A 21,373-nucleotide genomic window follows, 5' to 3' on the forward strand; every position below is an offset into this window, starting at 1 on the left:
CGGGCTAATCGGCGGTCTTCGCGCGATCGGGCGACCAGGCGACGGGTTCGAGCGTGCGTGCCGCGACCGATTCGACATATTTGCCGTCGCGCGCTGCGGTTTCCTTCTTGATCGCGATCCATTCGGGGTCGGCGAGGAAGGCCGCCCACGCGGCGTCCATCGCGCTGACGTCGGGCCAGTCGAGGAGATAGACGAACTCGACCTTGTCTTCATGCTCGCTGCGCCAGATCGAGCGGACCGCAAAACCGTGGCGCGCCATGATGCGCAGCGCATGATCGCGGAACCGGTCGTGGAACACGCCCTCGTTGGCGCGCGGGATTTCGTAGATGCGAAGCTGTTGCAGCGGCGCGGGGTGGTCGGCGGCGAGCGCGACGGTGACCGGCGCAAGCGCGAGGATCGCGGCGATGGCGATGGCAGGAACGGGGGACGGCATAGCGGTTTCCTTGACAGGGGGGGACGGGTCAGTCGATGATCGGCGCGCCCTCGGCCTGCAACCGCGCGAGATTGTCCTTCATCGCCTGCAGTATTTCGGGCGGGTGCGGTTCCCACTCGGCCACCTCGCCGACGATGCGCAGCGGGAAACGCGAGCGATAACTGCGCGTCGGGTTTCCGGGGAATTTCTTGTCGGTGAGGTTGGGGTCGTCGAACCAGTCGCCGGTGGGTTCGACGATATAGATGCGCTCGCGCCCGTCCCCCGCCGCCAGCTCGCAGCCCCAGATCGCCGATTCGAGCGCGGCGGAGAAATAGATCCACGACATCGGCGCGGCCTGATAATTGCTGCCCCAACCCGCCGCGAGCAGGTCGCCGGTTTTGAGGTCGGCGCGGGTGCCGTGGTAGAAGGTCGCGCCGATATCGGGGCCGGTGGGTGCGGTGTCGGCCATCGGGTCAATATGCGTTGCGTTCGGTGCGGAGTGCGGCCTTGCCGTCCTTCCAGTTCACTTCGGCGGCGGGTTCGTCGGCCTTGCCGGGCGCGAACAGTTCATAGACGATCGTGCCGTCGTCCTGCGTGCTTTCGATGACGCGCGCCGGGGTGAAGGCGTCGGCCGCGGCGCCGGCGGCGGCACGCACCGGGGCGGGCGCGTCGGCCCATGCGATATCGCGCTGCATCTCGACGACGCGGTATTTTCCCGCCTCCTCGATCAGGTCGAGCTCGACCGGGCTGCCGTCGGGGCGCGTCCCCTCGACGTCATAGAAGATCTTGCCGTCCCTTTCCTTGCGCTCGGTCTCGGCGATTTTCATGCCGGGCACTTTGGCGAGCACCGCATCGCGCACGCCGGGCGGCAGGTCGGCTTCGGCGACCGTGCTGATCTCGGCCGCGGGCCCATCGGCGAGCACCGATTTTTCGGGCGCCCCGCCAGCTGCTTCAGTGGGGGCCTCTGCCTTGCCGCATCCCGCAATTGCGAGCAGCGCGCCCGCGATCAGCCACGTCCGTCCACGCATTATGCTCTCCCGTCTCTGGTAACCGATGTCAGCCTATCGGCGACGAACGCGCGAGTCGACCCGGCGCGGCGCGAAGCTCATTCGACATCGTCCGACGGATCGAGCCGCTCCACCCAGATCGGGCGTCCGTCGGGCGACAGCGCGATGTCGTGCGAGGGGACCATGTCGGCCCCGGTCTCGATCCAGCCGCGCCCGTCGCATTTGGGGCAGGGCACGCGGATCGAGCGGTGGCTGACGAGGTCTATCTGGCTGTTCCACTGGCCATGGCCGCTGCACACCGGGCAGAGCACGTCCAGATCGCCCGTGCGGTGGCGGACCGAAATGCCGTCGAGCGCGTGCGGATCGTGCGGGCCGGAACAAGTGACAATGTTCGAGGCGTGGGACATGGGGGGAGGATAGGCGGCGGGGCGGCGGTTTGGCAATGCCGGGAGATTCAGGGCCGTCGCACCTTTCGACTTCAACCGGGCATCACGCCCTTCCCGGCCGGGCCATCGGCGTCAGGACGGGCGAGGTTCCGGCCTGGATCTCGCCGATGATTTCGAAGCCGAAGCGCTGGTAGAGCGGTATGTTGCGCGGGTTCGAGCTTTCGAGATAGGCGGGGCGGCCGTCGGCGTCGATGCGCGCGATCGCCGCCTCCATCAACGCGGTGCCGAGGCCGCGGCCGCGATACGCCGGATCGGCGGCGATCAACGGCAGATACCAGTGCGGCTCCTTGAGGTGGAATTGCTCCATCTGTTCGAAGAGCGCGTCCATCTCGCCCTTGCGGCTGCCCGGCGTCTGGTCGTCCATGATCGCGGCCATAAGCGCGCCGTCGGGCGCGACGCCGGGGGGCAGCCATGTCGCGACCGCCGCGCCGTCGTCGGCGACGAAAGCGCTATCATGCTCGAACGCCGCGCCGCCGAAGGCATCGAAAAATTCGTGGCGGCGGTCGAGATAGGTCGCGGCGTCGGGCGAGGCCCAGCGCGCCATCGGGTCGCCCGAAAAGCCGAGCACCAGCGTGTGGAGCAAGCGGGCCTTGTCCGCGGGTTTGCCGATCGTGATCTTCGCCATGTCTCGCGCTTCCTTTCCTGCCGCCTCCTTCGTGCCGGGCCGCGCTCAGCCGCCGGGTGGCGTCAGGGTCCAGCGTCCGTGCTCGATATGCGTGGTCTTCCCCACAACGCTTTCGACCAGCAATATTTCCCGAACCGTCCATTCGATCGGCGGCATTTTCTGCGCGTTGAGGCGGTCGCCGTGATAGTTGATCGTGATGTGCGGTTCGGGGGTGGTGCCGTCCATGATCGGCGCCTTTTCGCGCAGCAGATGGTTCACCAGCGCCTTTTGAAACGCCCGCGCCTCGGCCAGCGGATCGCGCGTGCGCAAAGTCACCGCCTTGCGGTTCTCGATCCGGTCGAAGCGGAGCGGGAAGGGGGCCGCGGTGAAGCCGCCCAGCGCGGCGATCGTCGCGGGCAGCCACTCGGGCGGCGCATAATGGAGGTCGTAGAGCGAGATGAGCGTGACATGGAGGAGGTGCGGCCCGCGCGAAGGATCGTTGCGCGGCAGCACGGCGATCTGCGCCTGCACCTCCGGCGGCGGCTTGGCCATGACGTAGAGGGGGTTCCGGGCGCGCATGGGTGGGCGTGTAGCATGGTGTGGGGGTGAGGCCGAATAGCTGGCATCGATTGCCTTAAGTCATTCAATCATAAGTAGATGTTTGGATTTTCTCGACTTTAAATTTCTCGATTTCCTTCTTCCCATATAGGAAAGATGCGATGATTTTTTAATTCCAGCTATCAGTTCAGGAAGGCCTTGCAAATTAACTACGAAATTTTGGGTCATAAATCTTCGAGAGGCATATCCTTGACTGAACAGGTCATCGATAAATTTTACAGGGTCTCCGAAAAATCTACTAAATTTCTTCCCATCATTTTCGATGTCGTACGATATGTCTTTTACGGACGACAAAACTCCTTCCCTGTCGACGTTTGAAAAATATTGGTCGTAGTGACTCTGAAAATCTGGACCTATATTAGAATAGTATATGACGCAGCTTGATTCGTAAGATATATCTTCAATTGATTTTGACTTCTCTATTTCTGATATAGAGATATTTGATTTAAAAACCCTAATTGGGGCATTTGTGACAAGTATCTTGGTAAAAAAGATCGGGTGTCTGTCATCCTTATGCGAGTTTATCATATCCAGAACCTCCCTTTTTACCAACGGAGGTGACGCATACTTTAATTGATTGATTCCGTGGCGTATATCCTGCTCGGCTGCGCCCTTTTCAAATATCTCTACCCCCTTGTAAACAAAGGGGAATCTATTTTCATACTGATAGATTGGTGTGGAATCTAAGTGAAATGAAGAGAACTCATCTATATAGGATATAGTATGCCCAAGAGTTGGGGCAAATGATTCATCATTTGGATCTTCAAAAAAAGTAAAGTTTTTTCTCTTGATCTATATTTACACTCACAAAGAAAGGAAATTGCATATGCAATTCCTTTATTGTTCTCCTTGTAGAATTTACCGAAAAGATCGGTTGAGAACTCTTTTTCGCTTTGTTCTGATTTTCGAATAAATTCGAACTCAGATTCGACGTAAACCTGATGTTTTACGAGCTCATTTGCGACCTCATGCTCCAGCGGTATGCCAGAAGATAATAGGTATCGTTTCCAACCATTTCCTTCACTCATGTCCGCTCCGCGCAAAAGATGCTTCCGCCATAGGTCTAACAACCCAAATTATGTATCTGTCGTCACATCATCCCAGTCGGCGCGGTCGCTGTATCCAATCAGCCAGTTCAGCGCCTGATGCCGTTCCATTGTAACGCCCGGATGGAGTCCGGCGGGAGCGTCTTTGCCGTCGAGACCGGACTGTCGAACCGCCCAGTGACAGCGATAAATGAGGTCGGCTTCGTTCAAAATATCGTTGGCGGAACGCATGCCCCGCTCGGTGAGATCGCCGAACTTGTAAACCGTTTCCGAGATAAGCGGCACGTTGCAAGTGACGTTGGGCAAGCCAAGTTGGCCGTCGACATGCCGGAGAGCCCATAGAAGCACCCACGCCGCCTCGCACCGCCAGCTAAATTGCGTGCGCGCATGAAATTCGGGCCTTGGATCGTCGATGAACGCCAGTTCCTCCGGCGAAAAATAAGGGCGGAACCCGCGTTCGACGATGATGGAGTCGAGAAGTCCCTGATCGGGTTCTTCCGATGCTTTGAACGACACCATCGTCAACGCGCACAACCGTTCGGCCACTTCGCGCGGCGTGCGCAGGGTAATTTGCGCTTCGCTCTCGATCATCGGCAGATGCGGATTTATCGGAATGCCTTCAGCCCGCAAAAGGTCTTCGGCCCATTGCTTCCGTAGGGGTTGGTCGCCGAAAACCTCTTCAACTTCGTCAGCCAATGGCAACTGAACGGAAATGGGCTGGCTTTTTTCTGCTTCCCTGCTGTTTCCGAAAAGCTTTCTTATCCAGTCCATTTTGCCCCCGACTTATTGTTTGGCCTGACTTGCCACAACAACGCGGCTTGCGCCATCGTTGACCAATATGTCGAGGAGATCGAGCAAGGCATCCGCCGAAGCGGTGCCGAAGTCGATGGTGAGAAACCAGAAGGTGCCGTCGGTCTCGATCTGGGTCGCCGAATGGATGGCGCCCGATAATGGCTCGCCGCGATTATAGGCGGTGTCCCCAAGGTCGAGCCACTTGTCGAGGAAATCGCCGATCAGGCTTTCGTCGCTCAACTGACGATCAAAGCCGACCTGCACGCCGCACCAAGTGAAGGGGTGAATTTCAAGGGTCACCGGGCCGAGGTCGAAGGCCCGGCCTTGCGCATCTTCGCGGGGATCAAGCCAAAGCTCCAGCACCCGCGTCGCGCCATCGGGCGTTTCGCCTAGCACGTCGGCGCGAAAATAGCGGAAGGGGAAAGGGATTTCCTCGTTGTTCAGCGAGATCAGGATTTCGCTGACGCTATCGGGGTTTTCTGCCTTCGCTGCCTGTGCCGCGGTTTCGAAATAGGAGACGTAACGATCCCGCTCGTCAGATATTTTCGACGAAATCGACATCGTTACGCCCCCTCAATCGTCGTCAGTCGTGTTCGCGCCCACCCGCGCCCATATACAGCTCGCGGCCGGTTTCCTCATAAACCTCGCTCATTTTCGCCATGCCCTTTTCGGCTTCTTCGGCGGCGATGAAGGCGGCGCTGTCCTGATTTTGCAGCTTCGCGAACTCGCGCACTTCCTGGCTGATCTTCATCGAGCAGAATTTCGGGCCGCACATGCTGCAGAAATGTGCGGTCTTGGCGCCTTCGGCCGGGAGCGTCTGGTCGTGATATTGCTCCGCCGTGTCGGGGTCGAGCGACAGGTTGAACTGGTCGCGCCAGCGGAATTCGAAGCGCGCTTTCGATAGCGCGTCGTCGCGGACCTGCGCGGCGGGGTGACCCTTGGCGAGGTCGGCGGCGTGCGCGGCGAGCTTGTAGGTGACGACGCCGACCTTCACATCGTCGCGGTCGGGCAGGCCGAGATGCTCCTTCGGCGTGACGTAGCAAAGCATCGCGGTGCCGTACCAGCCGATCTGCGCGGCGCCGATGCCGCTGGTGATATGGTCATAGCCCGGCGCGATGTCGGTGGTGAGCGGCCCGAGCGTGTAGAAGGGCGCCTCGCCGCACGCTTCGAGCTGCTTTTCCATATTCTCCTTGATCTTGTGCATCGGGACGTGGCCCGGGCCCTCGATCATCACCTGCACATCCTGCGCCCAGGCGCGCTTGGTGAGCTCGCCCAGCGTATAGAGCTCGGCGAACTGCGCCTCGTCGTTCGCGTCGTAGATGCTGCCGGGGCGGAGGCCGTCGCCGAGGCTGTAGGCGACGTCATAGGCCTTCATGATCTCGGTAATCTCGTCGAAGCGTTCGTAGAGGAAGCTTTCCTTGTGATGCGCGAGGCACCATTTCGCCATGATGCTGCCGCCGCGCGACACGATGCCGGTCATGCGCTTGGCCGCGAGAGGGACGTAGGGCAGGCGGACGCCCGCATGGATGGTGAAATAGTCGACGCCCTGTTCGGCCTGCTCGATCAAAGTGTCGGCGAAGATTTCCCACGTCAGGTCCTCGGCGACGCCGCCGACCTTTTCGAGCGCCTGATAGATGGGGACGGTGCCGATCGGGACGGGCGAATTGCGGATGATCCATTCGCGCGTGTCGTGGATGTTGCGGCCGGTCGACAGGTCCATGACGGTGTCGGCGCCCCAGCGGATCGACCAGACCATCTTGTCGACCTCGGCCGCGACGTCGGATGCGACCGCGCTGTTGCCGATATTGGCGTTGATCTTGACGAGGAAGTTGCGGCCGATCGCCATCGGCTCGGATTCGGGATGGTTGATGTTGCTGGGGATGATCGCGCGGCCGCGGGCGACCTCGTCGCGGACGAATTCGGGGGTGACGTAATCGGGGATGCTGGCGCCGAAGCTTTCGCCGTCGCGCTTATATTCGGCGAGGCGCGCGCGGCCGAGATTTTCGCGCTCGGCGACATATTCCATCTCGGGCGTGATGATGCCGCGGCGGGCGTAGTGCATCTGGCTGACGTTCTGGCCGGGCTTGGCGCGGAGCACCTGGCGGCGGACGTTGGGGAAGGCGGGGACGCCGCCCGAGCGGTCGGGGCCGAGCTGGCCATTATCCTCGGGCTTCACCTCGCGCTGCGTGACCTCCTCGACGTCGCCGCGGCCGCGGATCCAGTCGGCGCGGATCTCGGGGAGGCCGGCGTTGATGTCGATCGTGGCATTGGCGTCGGTGTAGGGGCCGCTGGTGTCATAGACGCGGACGGGGGGCTCGCCCGAATGCGGGTCGAGGTCGATCTCGCGCATCGCGACGCGGATGCCGCTGCCGGTCTGCGTCGCGACGTGGATCTTGCGGCTGCCGCGGATCGGGCCGGTGGTGACGCCGATGGGGGTGGCGTCGCGCTTGTCGAGGCGGGAATCGATGTCGGCCATGTGCAGTCGCTCCATTTGTTCGGAGCGAAGACGGAGATTCCGCGTGTGGAATACCGACCCTCCCTCCGCCGGTATTAGCCGGATCAGGTTCAACGGGTCGCGGTTTATTCCGCTCTCAACCGGCCATCACAGACGCGGCTCCCCGGGGATGGATGGCTTATAGGCGCGGGCGATGGGAGAGGCCATCCCCAATCTCGTCATTCCCGCGAAAGCGGGGACCCAGTTCAACGACAGCTCGCTGGGTTCCCGCGTTCGCGGGAATGACGAAGAGAGGTTGGCGGCGCGTCAGCGCGGGCGTAGTGATGGCAAAGAGGGAGGTGCTTATGCGGATCATGGCAGCGGCGTTGGCGGCATTGCTGATCGCGGCGAGCCCGGCGGCGACGGTTGCGGATCTCGGTTGGCTCGCGGGCGACTGGGTGAGCGAGGCGGACGGGCGCTGGACCGAGGAAAGCTGGGCGCCCCCGCGCGGCGGGGTGATGCTCGGGCACAGCCGGTCGGGGCGCGGCGACAGCTTGCGCGAGTTCGAGTTCATCCGCATCGCGCGCGGCGGGGATGGCGCGCTTGTCTATCTGGCGCAGCCGCAAGGCGGGGCGCCGGTGGCGTTCGCGTTGGTACGCCATGACGCGACGAGCGCGACCTTCGAGAATGCGGCGCATGATTATCCGCAGCGCATCGCTTATGCCCGGTCCGGCGACACGCTGACCGCGACGATCTCGGCGATCGACGGATCGAAGCCGCGCCGCTGGACCTATCGGCGTCGCTGATGGACAAGACGGGACGGTTGTTCGCGATCATCGACAGCCTGCGCCGCCGCCGGCGGCCGGTGACCGCCGAGATACTCGCCGAGGAACAGGGCGTGTCGGTGCGCACGCTCTATCGCGACGTGCAGGCGCTGGCCGCGCTCGGCGCGCCGATCGAGGGCGAGGCGGGGGTCGGCTATGTGCTGCGCGCGGGGTTCTTCCTGCCGCCCTTGATGTTCACCCCCGACGAGCTCGAGGCGCTCGTGCTCGGCGCGCGCTGGGTCGAGGGGCGGCAGGACGGCGGCCTTTCGCGCGCGGCGGGGCTGGCGCTCGCGAAGATCGCGGCGGCGAGCCCCGACGAATTGAAGCACCGGATCGACGAGGCGGGGCTGTGGCCGGTGAGCAGCCAGTGGCGCGAGATCAACGCGCCCCTCTTGGCGACCGTGCGCGCGGCGATGCGCGCCGAAAAGACGCTGCACATCGGCTATGCCGACGCGAGCGGCGCCGCGACCGAGCGCGCGATCTGGCCCGCGGCGCTCGCCTATTATGAAGAGAAGCATATCATTGCCGCCTGGTGCCTGCTGCGCCAGGATTTCCGCAGTTTTCGTATCGATCGCGTGACCTCGGCGCGGATCGGCGATGAAGGCTTCGGGCGCCGCCGCGCGGTGCTGATGGCCGATTTCTGGCGCCACCGCGACTATTCCGAACAGCCTGCTGACATGATCTGTCAGGAGACCCGGCTAAACCCTGCTGCGTGAAGGGCGGCCGGCGATCGGCGCCCGAAAGGCCAAGGATTTTCAGCGATGACCCAGACCTATCACGGCTCGTGCCACTGCGGCGCGGTCAAGTTCGAAGCCGACATCGACCTCGCGGCGGGGACGGGTAAATGCAATTGCTCGATCTGCACCAAGAAGCGTGGCTGGAACGCGCAGATCAAGCCCGACGCCTTTCGCCTGCTGAGCGATCCCGCGGCGCTGTCCGACTATCAGTTCGGATCGAACAGCGCGCACCATGTCTTTTGCAAGACGTGCGGCGTGGCGTCGTTCGGGCATGGCTATGTCGAGGAAATCGGCGGCGCTTATTATTCGGTCGCGATCGCGTGCCTCGACGACCTTGAGCCCGCTGAGATGGCGGCGCTGCCGGTGATGTTTATGGACGGCGCGGGCAACAATTGGTGGAACCCGCCCGAGGTCACGTCGCATATGTGAGGCGCGTCGGTCGGACGCTGGTTCGGGTAATGTTGGCATTGGGGCAGGAAGCGGGCGTCGCGCCCTTTCCCTTCGTCATCCCGGACTTGATCCGGGATCCCGCTTTCTGAGGCATCGACTGGCTTTGACTTCAAGCGGGACCCCGGATCAAGTCCGGGGTGACGATGATAGCGAGGTCGGCTTCCGGCCGAAAGCTGCTGTCAACCCGTCCGCCGCGCCAGATAGACACCCGCGACCATCAGCGCGATCCCCGCGAGGCGCTTCGCGTCGATCGCCGAGCGTATCGCGCCGAACAGGCCGAAATGATCGATCGTCGCGGCGCTGATCAACTGGCCGACGAGCACGAAGAAGATCGCGTTGCCGACCCCGAAGCGCGGTGCGATGAAGGTGACCGAGATGGCGTAAAAGGCCATGAACGCCCCGCCGAAATAGAAATGCGCCGGAATGTCGGCCGACAGCCGCACCTGCCCGAGCGAACCGGTGGCGAGCGCGCCCGTGACCGCGATGAGCAGGCCGAGGGTGAAGAGGATCACCGATGCCGCCATCGGGCTTTCGAGCCGCGCGCCGAGCCCGCCGTTCAATGCGGCGAGGATCGGGATACCGACCCCGGTCAGGAACATGATCGTGGCGAAGGCGGGGGCGGCATTGTTTGCGGTCATCGCTGGGTCTCCTTGGCGGCCTCGGCAGCGCGATAGGCGAGGACGGGCAATCCGCCTAATCCCCAATTGGCGGTCCGGGCCGCGCCGATCGTCACGACGGTGGCCCCCAGCCCGGCATGGCGGGAAAGCCGGGCAGCGCGGCGATCCTATGCGTCCAGGCGTCGATTGCGGGCCAGCCGGCGAGGTCGATCCCCGCATCGCCCATCAGCGCCAGATACGGACTCGCCGCAAGGTCGGCGATCGTGAGCCGGCCACCGACGAGCCAGTCGCGGTGCGCCAGATGCGCCTCGATCACGGGCAGAAACCGCGCGGTGACCGCCGCGGCATGATCCTCGGGAATCGATATGCCGAACCGCCGCGCGAGGCGGAGCGCGGCGGGGCCGTTCGCGATCTCGTTCGCGGCGTGCGACAGCCAGAGGGCAATCTCGCCGCGTTCCTCGGGCGTCTGGCCGTCCCACACGCCCGCGCGGTGGCGCGCGGCGAGGCAGGTCAGGATCGCCTGGCTGTCGCGCAGCGTGACATCGCCTTCGATGAACAGCGGGATCTGCGCCATCGGGGTGAGCGCGCGAAAGGCGTCCGACTGGCGTGCCGCGGCGTCGGTCAACCGTTCTTCCCACGGCAGGCCGAGGAAGGCGAGCGCCATGCGAATCTTGTGGGTGTTGCCCGACAGGGGGGTGCCGTAGAGGGTGATCATTGAGGGGTGTTCCTTTTCCTTTTGTCCGACTTGCGTCGGACCCGCACCAGCCCGCTCCCCCACCCGACCTCCCCAACAGTTTATCGTCATGGGAGGTCGGGTGGGGAAGCGGGCTGGTGCGGCATTGAACGAAGCGCCGCGATTTCGGCGCGCAGCTGGTTGATCTCGGCCGCCATCGGGCGGACCGCGGCGGAAATTTCGGCTTCGGTGAAGCGCGGCGTGATGTGTTGCGAGCAATTCCATTCCCAGCCGATGACATCGATGAAGAAGGCGCGCTCGGGGGTCGCGCGATAGCCCTCGGGCATCAATGCGGTGACCGCGGCGGGATCGTCGGCGAGCTCGACACTCACCGCATGGCCGACGAGTTTGAGCCGGTCCTTGTTCGGATAGTCCATCAGGAACAACGAGACGCGGTTGTTGCCGGCAAGGTTGGCGGTGCTGATATATTGGCGGTTGCCGCGATAGTCGGCGAAACCGATGCGATTGCCCGCGATGTGGCGCAGAAAGCCCGCGGGGCCGCCGCGATGCTGCATATAGGGCCAGCCGTCGGCAGTGACGCTCGCCATGTAAAAGCTGTCGCGCAGCGCGATATAGTCGAGCTCCTTGGCGGTCAGCGCGTCGGGGGTGCCGTCGGCCCCGGCGTCCATCTTGATATAGGCGGCGCGCGAGCCATGGCGTTCCTGCACCGCCTTCACCGCGTCGCTAAACAGCGTGTGCCGATAATTTTGCGCCATGGGCCGTTTCCTTTCGGTGAGCGGTCTAGGCTGTTGCGTCGTTCGTGATAATGAGTGAAGATCGAACAAGTTAATTCCGGAAATTGGAATAATCATGGACCGGTTGCTCACGCTCGAAATGTTCGTCGCGGTCGCGACCGAGGGCGGTTTTGCCGCCGCGGCGCGCAAGCTCGGCAGCTCGCCGCCCGCGGTGACGCGCGGAATCGCGGCGCTCGAGGCGCGGCTGGGAACGAGCCTGTTCCACCGCTCGACGCGTGCGGTCGCGCTGACCGATGCGGGCGCGGCGTTTCTGGAGCAGGCGCGCCGCATCCTTGCCGATCTCGCGGGCGCCGAGCGCGAAATCCGCGGCGCCGTGGCCGAACCGCGGGGGCAGCTGCATGTGACAGCGCCGGTGATGTTCGGGCGGCTGCATGTACTGCCCGTCGTGGGCGAACTGATGGCGCTGCACCGCGAGCTGTCGGCGCGGATGATGCTGATCGACCGCAATGTGCGGATCGTCGAGGAGGGGATCGACGTCGCGGTGCGCATCGGTCCGCTGGCGGACTCCGGGTTGAAGGCGGTGCGCATCGGCTGGGTGCGCCAGATGCTTGTCGCGAGCCCCGCCTATCTGGCGCGACGCGGCGCGCCGGCGAGCGTCGCGGAGCTGGCGGGGCATGATGTGATCGCGGCGATGGGGCCGCGCGCCGCGGGCGAATGGCAATTCGTATCGGGACGCTGGCGCGTCGAACCGCGCCCGCGGCTGGTGCTCAACACCGTCGATGGCATTTTGGCGGCGGCCGAGGCGGGGCTGGGGATCGCCAATCTCTTGAGTTACCAGCTCGCCGCGGCGGTCGATGCGGGGCGGTTGATCGCGTTGCTCGCCGACGAGCAGCCGCCCGCGCTGCCCGTGCATCTGCTGTTCGAACCGTCGCGCGCCGGTTTGCCCGCGGTGCGGCTGTTCATTGCGGCGATGAAGGTACGGATGCGAATGGTGGGGCTGGTTTGAGGGTGGGGTCTGGCGGGCGGCGGCTGAGGCAGGTTATTTCGCGGCCGGCGCTGCGGGGTCGTAGGACGAAACATGGTTCATCGCGATCACCCAGCGGCCGTCGATCTTGCGAAACAGACGGGTGTTGATCCCTTCTTGCGACCGCTCGGGCCGCGCGAGATGATAGTGGCTGATGAGCAGCGCGGCGTCGGGCGCGAGGATGTCGATGCTGATGTCATAGAAATGGAGCGTGCCGCGCCGCCCGGGTGAGCCGCCATAGTCGCGGACATAATGGTCGAGCGTGCCCTGCCACCCGTCCTGAATCCTGCCGCCCGAGACGAAGGTCACCCCGGGGTTCCAGAAGCCCGCCATATAGCCGGTAAAATCGCTGCGGTTCCACGCCGCCTCCATATCGGCCACGACCTTCAGGATCGCCGCCTTCTCCGCCGTATCGTCGGCGTGCGCCTGAGTTGTGGCTCCGAACAGCAGCAGCGCCGCCAGCAGCATCCTTATCCACTTCGTCATGGGATCTCTCTCCTCAGGGTTTGCGCAGGAACAGCGGATGTTCGGGCAGGCGCGAGCAATCGACGATCTTCCCGCCCGCGATCACCGTCTCGACCTTTTCGATATTGCGAATGTCGGCGAGCGGGTCGTCCGTCAGCAGGACGAGGTCGGCGATCTTGCCGGGCTCGATCGTGCCGAGGTCGGCGCTCATGCGCGCGGCGGCGGCGCCATGTTTGGTGCCCGCGACGATCGCCTCCATCGGGGTCATGCCGAGTTCGACGAGCCCCTCGATCGCGCGGATCGTGCCGATCCCCGGCTCGGCCTCATCGCCCTTGGGCACGCGGCGGAATTCGGGAGCGTCGCCATAGAAGCTGTCGGTCGCCGGGGTGACCCGGCATCCCGCCTTGATCAGCCGTTCGGCGTTGCGGCGCTGCACGTCCTGATTGTCGTCCATCATTTCGAGCCGCCGCCAGCGTTCGGCGCTGGTTGTCGCGGGCGGCATCTTCGCGATCTTCGCCTCCAGTTCTGCGCGCTTGGCGAGATGCTTCTTTCGATAGTCGCCGGTGATGTAATTCGACCGGATCCCGCACAGCACATCCTTCTTCACGATCAGCGCGATCAGCTCATCAGGCAGGTCGCGGCTCGTCAGCTCGGGATGCTGGATCAGGTCGATCCCCGCCTCGACGGCGAGCGTCAGTCCTTCCGAACTGGTGGCGTGCGTCTCGACCGGCTTGCCGCGCTTGTGCGCTTCCTCGACGATCACCGCCTGCTGGCGCGGCGAAAAGCCGATCAGCGCGGGGCGCAGGAAATGGCTGGTGCCGCCATATTTGATGAAGTCGACCCCCTTGTCGAGATAGCGGTTCATCGCGACGCGCAGCTCGTCGGGCGTCATGTCCATGATCTCTTCGCCCATGTCCTGCGCGAGCAGGTCGTTCCATTTCTCCTGGAACAGCGACAGGTCCGAATCCTTGGTGAGCGAGAAGGTCAGCGAGAAGGGCCCGCCCCAGCCGAGGATGTTGCCCGCTGCCTTGAGCCTCGTGCCGACGACTTCGCCACGGTCGATGCGGTCGCGCACCGTCAGGATCGGCGGCAAGACGCCATAGCTGTCGCGCATCGTCGTCACGCCATAGGTCAGCGCGCGCTGCGCGAATTCGAGCGCGAGTTCCTCGCCGCGGTCGGCATATTTCAGCGACGTGTCGCGTCGCGCCGGCTGGCCATAGACCGAGACATGGACATTGCTGTCGATGAAGCCGGGCAGCAGATAGCGACCGCGGCCGTCGATGACTTGCGCCCCCGCCGTGTCGGCACCGCCCTTGGCGATCGAAACGATCCGGCCCTTTTCGACGACGACGGTCACGCCCGGCTTCGGCGGCGCGCCCGTCCCGTCGATCAGCGTGACGCCGGTGATGGCGATCCGCCCCCCGGCAGGCGCCTCCGCGCGAGTCGCCGCCGGGACGAAAAGCGCGGAAAACATCAGAAACATGCCAGCAAAAGCGGTTCTAAGACAGTTTGTTGCGGTCAAGCGACCCTCCCCGGAAACATGTGGCATTGACTCTTCGAAGATTGAGTATATCGTATTTCGTATACAGTAATAGCAAAAAGGGGTCCTGATGCTGTACCGCGAGGAATTAGCGACGCGTGGCGCCGCCGCTTTTTCGCGGATGGCCGCTCACGCGCCAAGGCTATCCTATCAGACTCAAATGCCCGGAGCCCGCAAGGGCATTCCGGCGGCCACCGATCACCGCCCCGCGCGCGATGAAGGGACGTGTTTCCCCTTCGATCCCGCTGCCAGCGAGGGCGCCCAAAGCTCCGACATGTTCACCGTTCAGCCAGCCGGGTCGCGGCGCGAAAAATCGCGCCTGTCCCGGACAAAAAATGAGGCCTGAGCGGCGTCCGGGGAAGTGTGCAGGAGAACGACGTCGCCCGCCGGTCGGCGGGCGGCACAAGCGAAATCAACGACAGGCCAAAGGCCGTACACAGGGAGCGTCCATATGTCTTACGATCGAATCAATCCGCAGGTCCGTTTTCGCCGCATACTTCTTGCCACCAGCCTGTTGTCCACCATCCTGCTGCCCGGCGTCGCATCCGCGCAGGATGTTGCGGCCGACGAAACCGCCGCTGAAGCGCCGACCGACATCATCGTGACGGGGTCGCGCCTGCAGCGCACCGACCTGACCGCGCCGAGCCCGATCACGGTCGTCGGACAGGAAGATGTCCAGCTGTCGGGCAACCTCACGCTCGAAAAGACGATGAACGAATTCCCGCAGCTCGCCTCGGGCAATACCTCGACCGTCAACAACGGCGGCGGCGCGGGCGTGCTCACCGCGAACCTGCGCGGGCTGGGCGAAACGCGCACGCTGACGCTGGTCAACGGTCGCCGCTTCATTCCGGCGAACTCGAACGGCTCGGTCGACTTGACCAGCATCCCCGACGCGCTGATCAAGCGGGTCGAGGTGATCACCGGCGGTGCGTCGGCGGTTTATGGTTCGGACGCAATCGCGGGCGCGGTGAACTTCATCCTCGACGACAGCTTCGAAGGCCTGCAGATGTCGGCGCAGGCCGGCATTTCGGACCGCGGTGACGCCGCGTCGAAAAAGATCGACATCACCTTCGGCGCCGACCTCGGCGGCGGCCGCGGCAACGTCGCGATTTCGGGCGCCTGGGCAAAACAGGATCCGATCACGCAGGCCGACCGTCCGTTCGGCCGGGTTCCGCTCGCCGAAATCAACGGCCAGCTCGTCTATTCGGGTTCGGGCAACATCCCGGGCACTCGCGTCCCGCTCAGCCAGGCGCAGCGCAATGCGCTGGTCGGCGTCAACTTGACGCCGAGCGGCCCCTGCACCTCGATCACCGGCATCCGCTTCGGCGCCGGCGGCACCCCGCTGCCCTATTGCCAGCCCGAGGACACCTATAATTACGCGCCATTCAACCTGCTCCAGCGTCCGCTCGAACGCATCAATTTCTCGGCGCTGGCGCATTATGACGTCACCGACCATATCACCGCCTATGCCGAAGCCTTCTTCGTCAACGCGCGCAACAATTCAAAGCTGGCGCCCGACAGTTTCACGCCGGTAACGCCCGGCGCGGCGTCGTCGACGCTGCTCGTGCCGAACTATGCGACCAGTGCCAGCCTGTCGCCCGCAGTGCGCGATTTCTTCATCAACAATCGCGCGCTGTTCGATGCCGATGGCGACGGCACCGCAGCTGTGGTCGGCGGCGGCCGGCGCGCCGACGAACTCGGCACGCGCGACAGCTTCTTCGAACGCCAGTCCTATGCGATCACCACCGGCCTGCGCGGCGATTTCGACGTCGGCAAGCATAGCTGGCGCTGGGATGCTTTCTATCAATATCTGCGCAACCGCACCGATACCCGGGCCGAAGGCGTGATCAACCAGACGCGCCTCAGCCTTGGGCTCGATTCGATCGTCAACGGTTCGGGCCAGGTCGTTTGCAGGTCGGGAGTTCCGGGCTGCGTCCCCGTCTCGATCTTCGGCCTCGGTTCGATTTCCCCCCAAGCCGGCGTCTATCTGACGCCGCCGCGTACGAGCCACGACATCTTCGAACGCCAGGTCGCCGGCGCCTCGCTGAGCGGCACGTTGTTCGATCTGCCTGCCGGCCCGGTCGCGGTTGCGGTCGGCGTCGAATATCGCAAGGACAGCTATCAGTCGACGCCGAGCGCGATGGACCTCAACAAGGAATATGGCGCCGCGTCGAACAACGCGCTGGCGGGTTCGTTCGACGTGAAGGAAATCTTCGGCGAAATCCGCATCCCGATCCTGTCGGACACGCCCTTCTTCGACACGCTCGCGATCGAAGGGGCGGCGCGCTATTCGGACTATTCGACCGTCGGCGGGGTCTTCACCTGGAAAGCGGGCGGCGAATGGGCGCCGGTCAGCTGGGTCCGAATTCGCGGTGCGTATAACAGCGCGATCCGCGCGCCGAACATCAACGAGCTGTTTTCGGCCGTCGGTCAGGGCTTCACCGGGGGCACCGATCCGTGTGCGCGTCCGAACCTGACCGGCACCGACCCACGCAGCCAGCAGCTGCGCGACTTCTGCGTCGCGCAGGGCGTTCCTGCGGGCGACATCGCGACCTTCACGCAGGCGACGTTGGGGCTGACGCAGGAAACGGGCGGCAATCCCAACCTGACCGAAGAAAAGTCGAAGACCTACACGATCGGTGCGGTGATCTCGCCGCCGTTCATCCCGCGCCTCAACATCACCGTCGACTATTTCAATGTCGAGGTGAAGGGCGCGATCACGACGATCAACGCGCAGCAGACGCTGAATGACTGCTACACGGGCCTCAACGCGAACAGCCCGACCTGCCGGTCGGTCTTCCGCCTCTCCAGCGGCCAGATCGACTATGTCCGCACCAACCAGAATAATATCGGTGCGCTCAAGGTCCGCGGTCTCGACGTACAGGGCGATTACACCATCCCGCTTCCCGCGGCGCTCGGTGACGATGCCCAGCTGCGCCTGACCGGTGTTGCGAGCTGGCTGTTCGAACGCTCGACGCAGGTGCTCAGCACCGTCGCCCCGCAGGATTGCGCCGGCTTCTATGGCGCGGGCTGTTCGACCGGCACCGGCGGGTTTATCGTTCCGGACTTCAAGCTGAATCTTGGCGCCGCCTACACCAGCGGTCCGCTGAGCATCCGCGGTCAGGCCCGGATGATCGGCGGCCTCAAAGTGTTCCCGACGGTCACCACCACCAATATCAAGACGGCCCCGGCCACCTGGTATTTCGACCTGACCAGCACCTTCGAGATCAACGACAACTTCACCTTCTTCGCCGGCGTCGACAATCTGCTCGACAAGATGCCGCCGATCCTCGGCACCACTTTCGTCGGCGACGCCAACGTCGACGTGTCGCTCTACGACACGCTCGGCCGGCGCTATTTCGCCGGTGTCCGGATGAAGTTCTAAAAAGTTGCTCCCGGCCGGCGGCGCGTCACTGCTCCGCCGGCCTTTCTTTTTCCGCTATGGAAGGCGCTATTTCATGACCTTCAAACCGCGTCGTATCGCCGCCCTGATGGCGGCCGCCTCTTTATTCGCCGTCCTCCCCGTCACCACCGCAGCGGCGCCCGCGCCGGCCGGACAGACGGCGGCCGACGTCATCCCCGCACGCACCGAAGGAATCGGTCCGTTCAAGCGCGTCGTGCTGCGCAACGTCACCATGATCGACGGCACGGGCGCGCCCGCGCAGGGTCCGTTCGATATCGTGATCGAGAACGACCGCATCGCGCAGATCAAGTCGATCGGTTCCCCCGGAGCGATCGATCCCGCCGAGCGCGCCGCACCCGGCGATCAGGAGATGGACCTTACCGGCTATTATGTGATGCCGGGGTTCGTCGACGCGCACGTCCACCTTCATTCGCTCAGCGATTCGCAGAAGGTGCCGTCGGACTACATCCTCAAGCTGTGGATGGCCCACGGCATCACCTCGGTCCGCGACCTTGGCAGCGGTCACCCGATCGAATGGCTGGTGGACATCAAGAAGCGCAGCGAGCGCAACGAGATCGTCGCCCCGCGGATCGACATCTATCCGATGTTCCACCAGATACGCGGGCCGGTGAACGACGCGGCGACAGCGCGCGCAGTTATCCAGGAGGCGAAGAAGCGCGGCGCCGACGGCATCAAGTTCATCGGCGGCGCGCCCGAAGATGTGCTTTACGCCGCGATCGACGAGACGAAGAAGCAGGGGCTGCACAGCACGATGCACCATGCGCAGCAGCTGGTCGCCTATGCCGATGTGGTGGACACGTCGGGCGCCGGTCTTGAAAGCATGGAGCATTGGTACGGGCTGCCCGAGGCGATGTTCACCGACAAGCGCGTCCAGTCCTTCCCGACCGACTTCATCAACAACGACGAGCAGATGCGCTTCGGCGAAGCCGGGAAGCTGTGGGCGCAAACCGCCGAGCCCGGGTCCGACGCGTGGAACAAGGTGATGGATACGTTGCTCGAGCGCAAGTTCGTGCTCGACCCGACCTTCACCGCGTACCTGACCAGCCGCGACTTCATGCGCATGAGCCGCGCGAGCTGGCACGACGAATATACGATGCCCGCGCTGTGGGACTATTACCGCCCCAGCCGCGTCAACCACGGCGCTTACTGGTTCGACTGGACCACCGAGCATGAGATGGCGTGGAAGGACAATTACCGGCGCTGGATGCGCTTCGTGAACGATTACAAGAATCGCGGCGGCCGGGTGACGATCGGCAGCGACGCCGGCTATATCTATAACCTCTACGGCTTCGGCTACATCCAGGAGATGGAGCTGATGCGCGAGGCGGGCTTCAGCTCGCTCGAGGTGATCCACGCCGCGACGCAGGAAGGCGCCCGGCTGCTCGGCCATGACGATCAGGTCGGCACGATCCGCGTCGGGCGCAAGGCCGACCTCGTCGTCGTGAAGGGGAATCCGCTCGCCAACCTCAAGCTGCTGTTCGGCACCGGATCGGTGCGGCTGAACGATGCGACGGGCAAGGTCGAACGCGTCGGCGGCATCGCCTACACGATCAAGGACGGCATCATCTATGACGCGGCGAAGCTGCGCGCCGAAATTCGCGACATGGTGGCGAAATCGAAGGCCGAGCGCGGTTTGCCGCCCGGCCCGATGGTGATCGAAAATGCAGGGACCGCGAACTGATCCGAACGGACAAAGGGAGAAGACAATGAACGGAGTTTCGGTGGCGCGGACGGTCGCGCTGGCGCTGGCGGCCTTTGCCGCGCAGGCGGCGATCGCACAGGCGCCCACGTCGGGCAGCGCGGATGCGCGATTGAAGGCGCTGTACGAGCGCGAATGGGACTGGCGTCAGCAACAGGGGCTGCGCAGCGGCCGCGGCGGCGAAGGCGACGGCCCGACGCATCTGCCCAGGGTCGACGCTGCGACGCAAAAGGCGCGGCTCGATTACTGGACCAAGGCGCTCGCCGAACTCGATGCGATCCCCGCCGATCAGCTTTCGCCCGAAGAGAAGATCAACGCCGCGGTGTTCCGCCAGTCGATCGAAACGATGGCGAACGACATCAAATACAAGACCTATGAGGCGCCGTTCAACGCCGACACCTTCTTCTGGTCGGGGCTCAATCCGCGCAGCGGCGGCTTTGCAACCGCGCAGGCGTATCGCAACTATATCGCGCGGATGCGCGACATCCCGCGCTTCTTCGACGAGCAGACCGCGAATATGCGCGCCGGGCTCGCGCGCGGTTTCAGCGTGCCGCAGATCGCGGTGCAGGGCCGCGACGTCACGATCAAACCGTACCTGCCCGCCGATCAGACCAACTCATTCTACGACGCGTTCAAGGAAATGCCCTCGACGATCCCCGCAGCCGAACAGGCCGCGCTGCGCGCCGAGGGCGAGAAGGTGATCCGCGAGACCGTCGCGCCCGCCTATGCCAAGCTCTACGCATTCATCCGCGACGACTATATGAAGAAGGCGCGCACCACGCTGGCGGGGGAGAAGCAACCCGATGGCCCGGCCTTCTATCAGGCGCAGATCAAGGGTTTCACGACTCTCGACCTGACGCCCGAGCAGATCCACCAGATGGGGCTCAAGGAGGTCGCGCGGATCAAGGCCGAGATGGAGCAGGTGAAGGCGAGCACCGGGTTCAAGGGCGACATGCCGGCGTTCCTGAAGTTCCTGCGTACCGATCCGCAATTCTATCCCAAGACGCCTTACGAGCTGCTCGCCAAATCCTCCTATGTGGCGAAGCGGATGGATGCGAAGCTGCCCGAGACGATCGGCTTCCTGCCGCGGCGGCGCTTTGCGATCCTGCCGGTGCCGCCCGCGCTGGCGCCGATCTATACCGGCGGGCGCGGCGGGCTCGAAAGCTGCCTGATGAACACCTATGATCTGCCATCGCGGCCGCTCTACACGCTGACCGCGCTCACCATCCACGAATGCAATCCGGGGCACAGCTTCCAGTCGGCGGTCGCGCAGGAAGCGACGCGCCGCCCTGCATTCCGGCGCGCCACCGGCTTTTCGGGCTATGGCGAGGGCTGGGCGCTCTATTGGGAATGGATGGGCAGCAAGCTCGGCATGTACGAGACGCCGTACGAGGATTTCGGTCGCCTCTCCTATGAAATGTGGCGCGCGTCGCGGCTCGTCATCGACACCGGCCTCCACCATTATGGCTGGAGCCGGCAGCAGGCGCAGGACTATCTGCGCGGCAACACCGCGCTGTCCGAGCATGAGATCACGACCGAGATCGATCGCTATATCGCATGGCCGGGACAGGCGCTGGCGTACAAGCTCGGCGAGATGCTGATCCGCCGCAAGCGCGCCGAAGCCGAAGCCGCGCTCGGCGACAAGTTCGACCAGCGCAACTTCCACGACGCGATCCTCGCGCTGGGTTCGGTGCCGCTGCCGGTGCTCGAAGCGCGGCTCGACCAGTTCATCGCCGACGGCGGGGTCAATCCGCCGGGCTTCAACCCCGCGCTGCCCGAGGTCGTCAGCGCGCCGTAGGAATTTCA

General features: G+C 64.1%; 22 protein-coding genes and 1 riboswitch. Of the genes, 8 read left to right on the forward strand and 14 right to left on the reverse strand.

What is annotated here, in order from left to right; all coding sequences use genetic code 11:
• Positions 1-4: 4 nt before the first annotated feature.
• The 9 genes from ATE70_RS08320 to thiC form a co-directional block, all read right to left on the reverse strand.
• Complete coding sequence (locus ATE70_RS08320; RefSeq protein ID WP_058537483.1) at positions 5-433, reverse strand: NIPSNAP family protein; 429 nt, start codon at positions 431-433, stop codon at positions 5-7.
• Positions 434-461: 28 nt separating this feature from the next.
• Entirely contained in the window at positions 462-881 is a 420-nt protein-coding gene (gene arr / locus ATE70_RS08325) for an NAD(+)--rifampin ADP-ribosyltransferase (RefSeq protein ID WP_058537484.1), read from the reverse strand.
• Positions 882-885: 4 nt separating this feature from the next.
• Positions 886-1,440 (reverse strand): hypothetical protein, encoded by a 555-nt coding sequence (locus ATE70_RS08330; protein ID WP_197411415.1) that lies wholly within the window; start codon positions 1,438-1,440, stop codon positions 886-888.
• Between the two features lie 77 nt (positions 1,441-1,517).
• Positions 1,518-1,826: a hypothetical protein gene (locus tag ATE70_RS08335; protein ID WP_058537485.1), complete on the reverse strand. Its 309-nt coding sequence runs from the start codon at positions 1,824-1,826 to the stop codon at positions 1,518-1,520.
• A gap of 82 nt (positions 1,827-1,908) precedes the next feature.
• The gene (locus ATE70_RS08340; protein WP_058537486.1) at positions 1,909-2,490 is read right to left on the reverse strand and encodes a GNAT family N-acetyltransferase; all 582 of its coding nucleotides are present in this window, start codon (positions 2,488-2,490) and stop codon (positions 1,909-1,911) included.
• 45 nt (positions 2,491-2,535) lie between these two features.
• Positions 2,536-3,048: a 2'-5' RNA ligase family protein gene (locus ATE70_RS08345; protein ID WP_156419724.1), complete on the reverse strand. Its 513-nt coding sequence runs from the start codon at positions 3,046-3,048 to the stop codon at positions 2,536-2,538.
• A gap of 1,115 nt (positions 3,049-4,163) precedes the next feature.
• Entirely contained in the window at positions 4,164-4,904 is a 741-nt protein-coding gene (locus tag ATE70_RS08350) for a DUF4272 domain-containing protein (RefSeq protein ID WP_082639496.1), read from the reverse strand.
• Between the two features lie 12 nt (positions 4,905-4,916).
• Positions 4,917-5,486, reverse strand: coding sequence for a hypothetical protein (locus ATE70_RS08355; RefSeq protein WP_058537489.1), 570 nt, complete (start codon positions 5,484-5,486; stop codon positions 4,917-4,919).
• Positions 5,487-5,508: 22 nt separating this feature from the next.
• Positions 5,509-7,401: a phosphomethylpyrimidine synthase ThiC gene (gene thiC / locus ATE70_RS08360; protein ID WP_058537490.1), complete on the reverse strand. Its 1,893-nt coding sequence runs from the start codon at positions 7,399-7,401 to the stop codon at positions 5,509-5,511.
• 43 nt (positions 7,402-7,444) lie between these two features.
• Positions 7,445-7,556: riboswitch (TPP riboswitch) on the reverse strand.
• A 168-nt stretch (positions 7,557-7,724) separates the two neighbouring features.
• Here thiC and ATE70_RS08365 point away from each other — a divergent pair.
• The 3 genes from ATE70_RS08365 to ATE70_RS08375 are packed head-to-tail and all read left to right on the forward strand — an operon-like array spanning position 7,725 to position 9,349.
• Positions 7,725-8,165, forward strand: coding sequence for a DUF6265 family protein (locus tag ATE70_RS08365; protein ID WP_058537491.1), 441 nt, complete (start codon positions 7,725-7,727; stop codon positions 8,163-8,165).
• A complete protein-coding gene (locus ATE70_RS08370) occupies positions 8,165-8,899 on the forward strand; it encodes a helix-turn-helix transcriptional regulator (RefSeq protein ID WP_058537492.1) in 735 nt (244 codons plus the stop codon). Before ATE70_RS08365 ends, ATE70_RS08370 begins: the two co-directional genes overlap by 1 nt.
• Positions 8,900-8,944: 45 nt before the next feature.
• Positions 8,945-9,349, forward strand: coding sequence for a GFA family protein (locus tag ATE70_RS08375; RefSeq protein ID WP_058537493.1), 405 nt, complete (start codon positions 8,945-8,947; stop codon positions 9,347-9,349).
• Between the two features lie 200 nt (positions 9,350-9,549).
• Here the strand turns inward: ATE70_RS08375 and ATE70_RS08380 are convergent, their stop codons facing one another.
• The 3 genes from ATE70_RS08380 to ATE70_RS08390 form a co-directional block, all read right to left on the reverse strand.
• Positions 9,550-10,008: a DMT family transporter gene (locus tag ATE70_RS08380; protein WP_058537494.1), complete on the reverse strand. Its 459-nt coding sequence runs from the start codon at positions 10,006-10,008 to the stop codon at positions 9,550-9,552.
• Between the two features lie 91 nt (positions 10,009-10,099).
• Positions 10,100-10,702 carry a glutathione S-transferase family protein gene (locus tag ATE70_RS08385; protein WP_058537495.1) on the reverse strand — a complete coding sequence of 201 codons (603 nt, stop codon included), beginning with the start codon at positions 10,700-10,702 and terminating at the stop codon, positions 10,100-10,102.
• A gap of 86 nt (positions 10,703-10,788) precedes the next feature.
• The gene (locus ATE70_RS08390; protein ID WP_058537496.1) at positions 10,789-11,436 is read right to left on the reverse strand and encodes a pyridoxamine 5'-phosphate oxidase family protein; all 648 of its coding nucleotides are present in this window, start codon (positions 11,434-11,436) and stop codon (positions 10,789-10,791) included.
• 94 nt (positions 11,437-11,530) lie between these two features.
• Here ATE70_RS08390 and ATE70_RS08395 point away from each other — a divergent pair, with 94 nt between their 5' ends.
• Positions 11,531-12,421, forward strand: coding sequence for a LysR family transcriptional regulator (locus ATE70_RS08395; protein WP_058537497.1), 891 nt, complete (start codon positions 11,531-11,533; stop codon positions 12,419-12,421).
• A gap of 33 nt (positions 12,422-12,454) precedes the next feature.
• Here ATE70_RS08395 and ATE70_RS08400 read toward each other — a convergent pair whose 3' ends face one another.
• Positions 12,455-12,925, reverse strand: coding sequence for a nuclear transport factor 2 family protein (locus ATE70_RS08400; protein WP_082639501.1), 471 nt, complete (start codon positions 12,923-12,925; stop codon positions 12,455-12,457).
• 13 nt (positions 12,926-12,938) lie between these two features.
• Positions 12,939-14,378, reverse strand: coding sequence for an amidohydrolase family protein (locus tag ATE70_RS08405; RefSeq protein ID WP_231732573.1), 1,440 nt, complete (start codon positions 14,376-14,378; stop codon positions 12,939-12,941).
• A gap of 136 nt (positions 14,379-14,514) precedes the next feature.
• Here ATE70_RS08405 and ATE70_RS08410 point away from each other — a divergent pair, with 136 nt between their 5' ends.
• The 4 genes from ATE70_RS08410 (at position 14,515) to ATE70_RS08425 (ending at position 21,365) form a co-directional block, all read left to right on the forward strand.
• Positions 14,515-14,790 (forward strand): hypothetical protein, encoded by a 276-nt coding sequence (locus tag ATE70_RS08410; protein ID WP_156419723.1) that lies wholly within the window; start codon positions 14,515-14,517, stop codon positions 14,788-14,790.
• 105 nt (positions 14,791-14,895) lie between these two features.
• Complete coding sequence (locus ATE70_RS08415) at positions 14,896-17,829, forward strand: TonB-dependent receptor domain-containing protein (RefSeq protein WP_058537500.1); 2,934 nt, start codon at positions 14,896-14,898, stop codon at positions 17,827-17,829.
• Between the two features lie 73 nt (positions 17,830-17,902).
• Positions 17,903-19,549, forward strand: coding sequence for an amidohydrolase family protein (locus tag ATE70_RS08420; RefSeq protein WP_058537814.1), 1,647 nt, complete (start codon positions 17,903-17,905; stop codon positions 19,547-19,549).
• 25 nt (positions 19,550-19,574) lie between these two features.
• Positions 19,575-21,365: a DUF885 domain-containing protein gene (locus ATE70_RS08425; RefSeq protein WP_058537501.1), complete on the forward strand. Its 1,791-nt coding sequence runs from the start codon at positions 19,575-19,577 to the stop codon at positions 21,363-21,365.
• Positions 21,366-21,373: the final 8 nt, after the last annotated feature.

This window comes from Sphingopyxis sp. H053, assembly GCF_001468225.1.
In the GTDB taxonomy this organism is placed as follows: domain Bacteria; phylum Pseudomonadota; class Alphaproteobacteria; order Sphingomonadales; family Sphingomonadaceae; genus Sphingopyxis.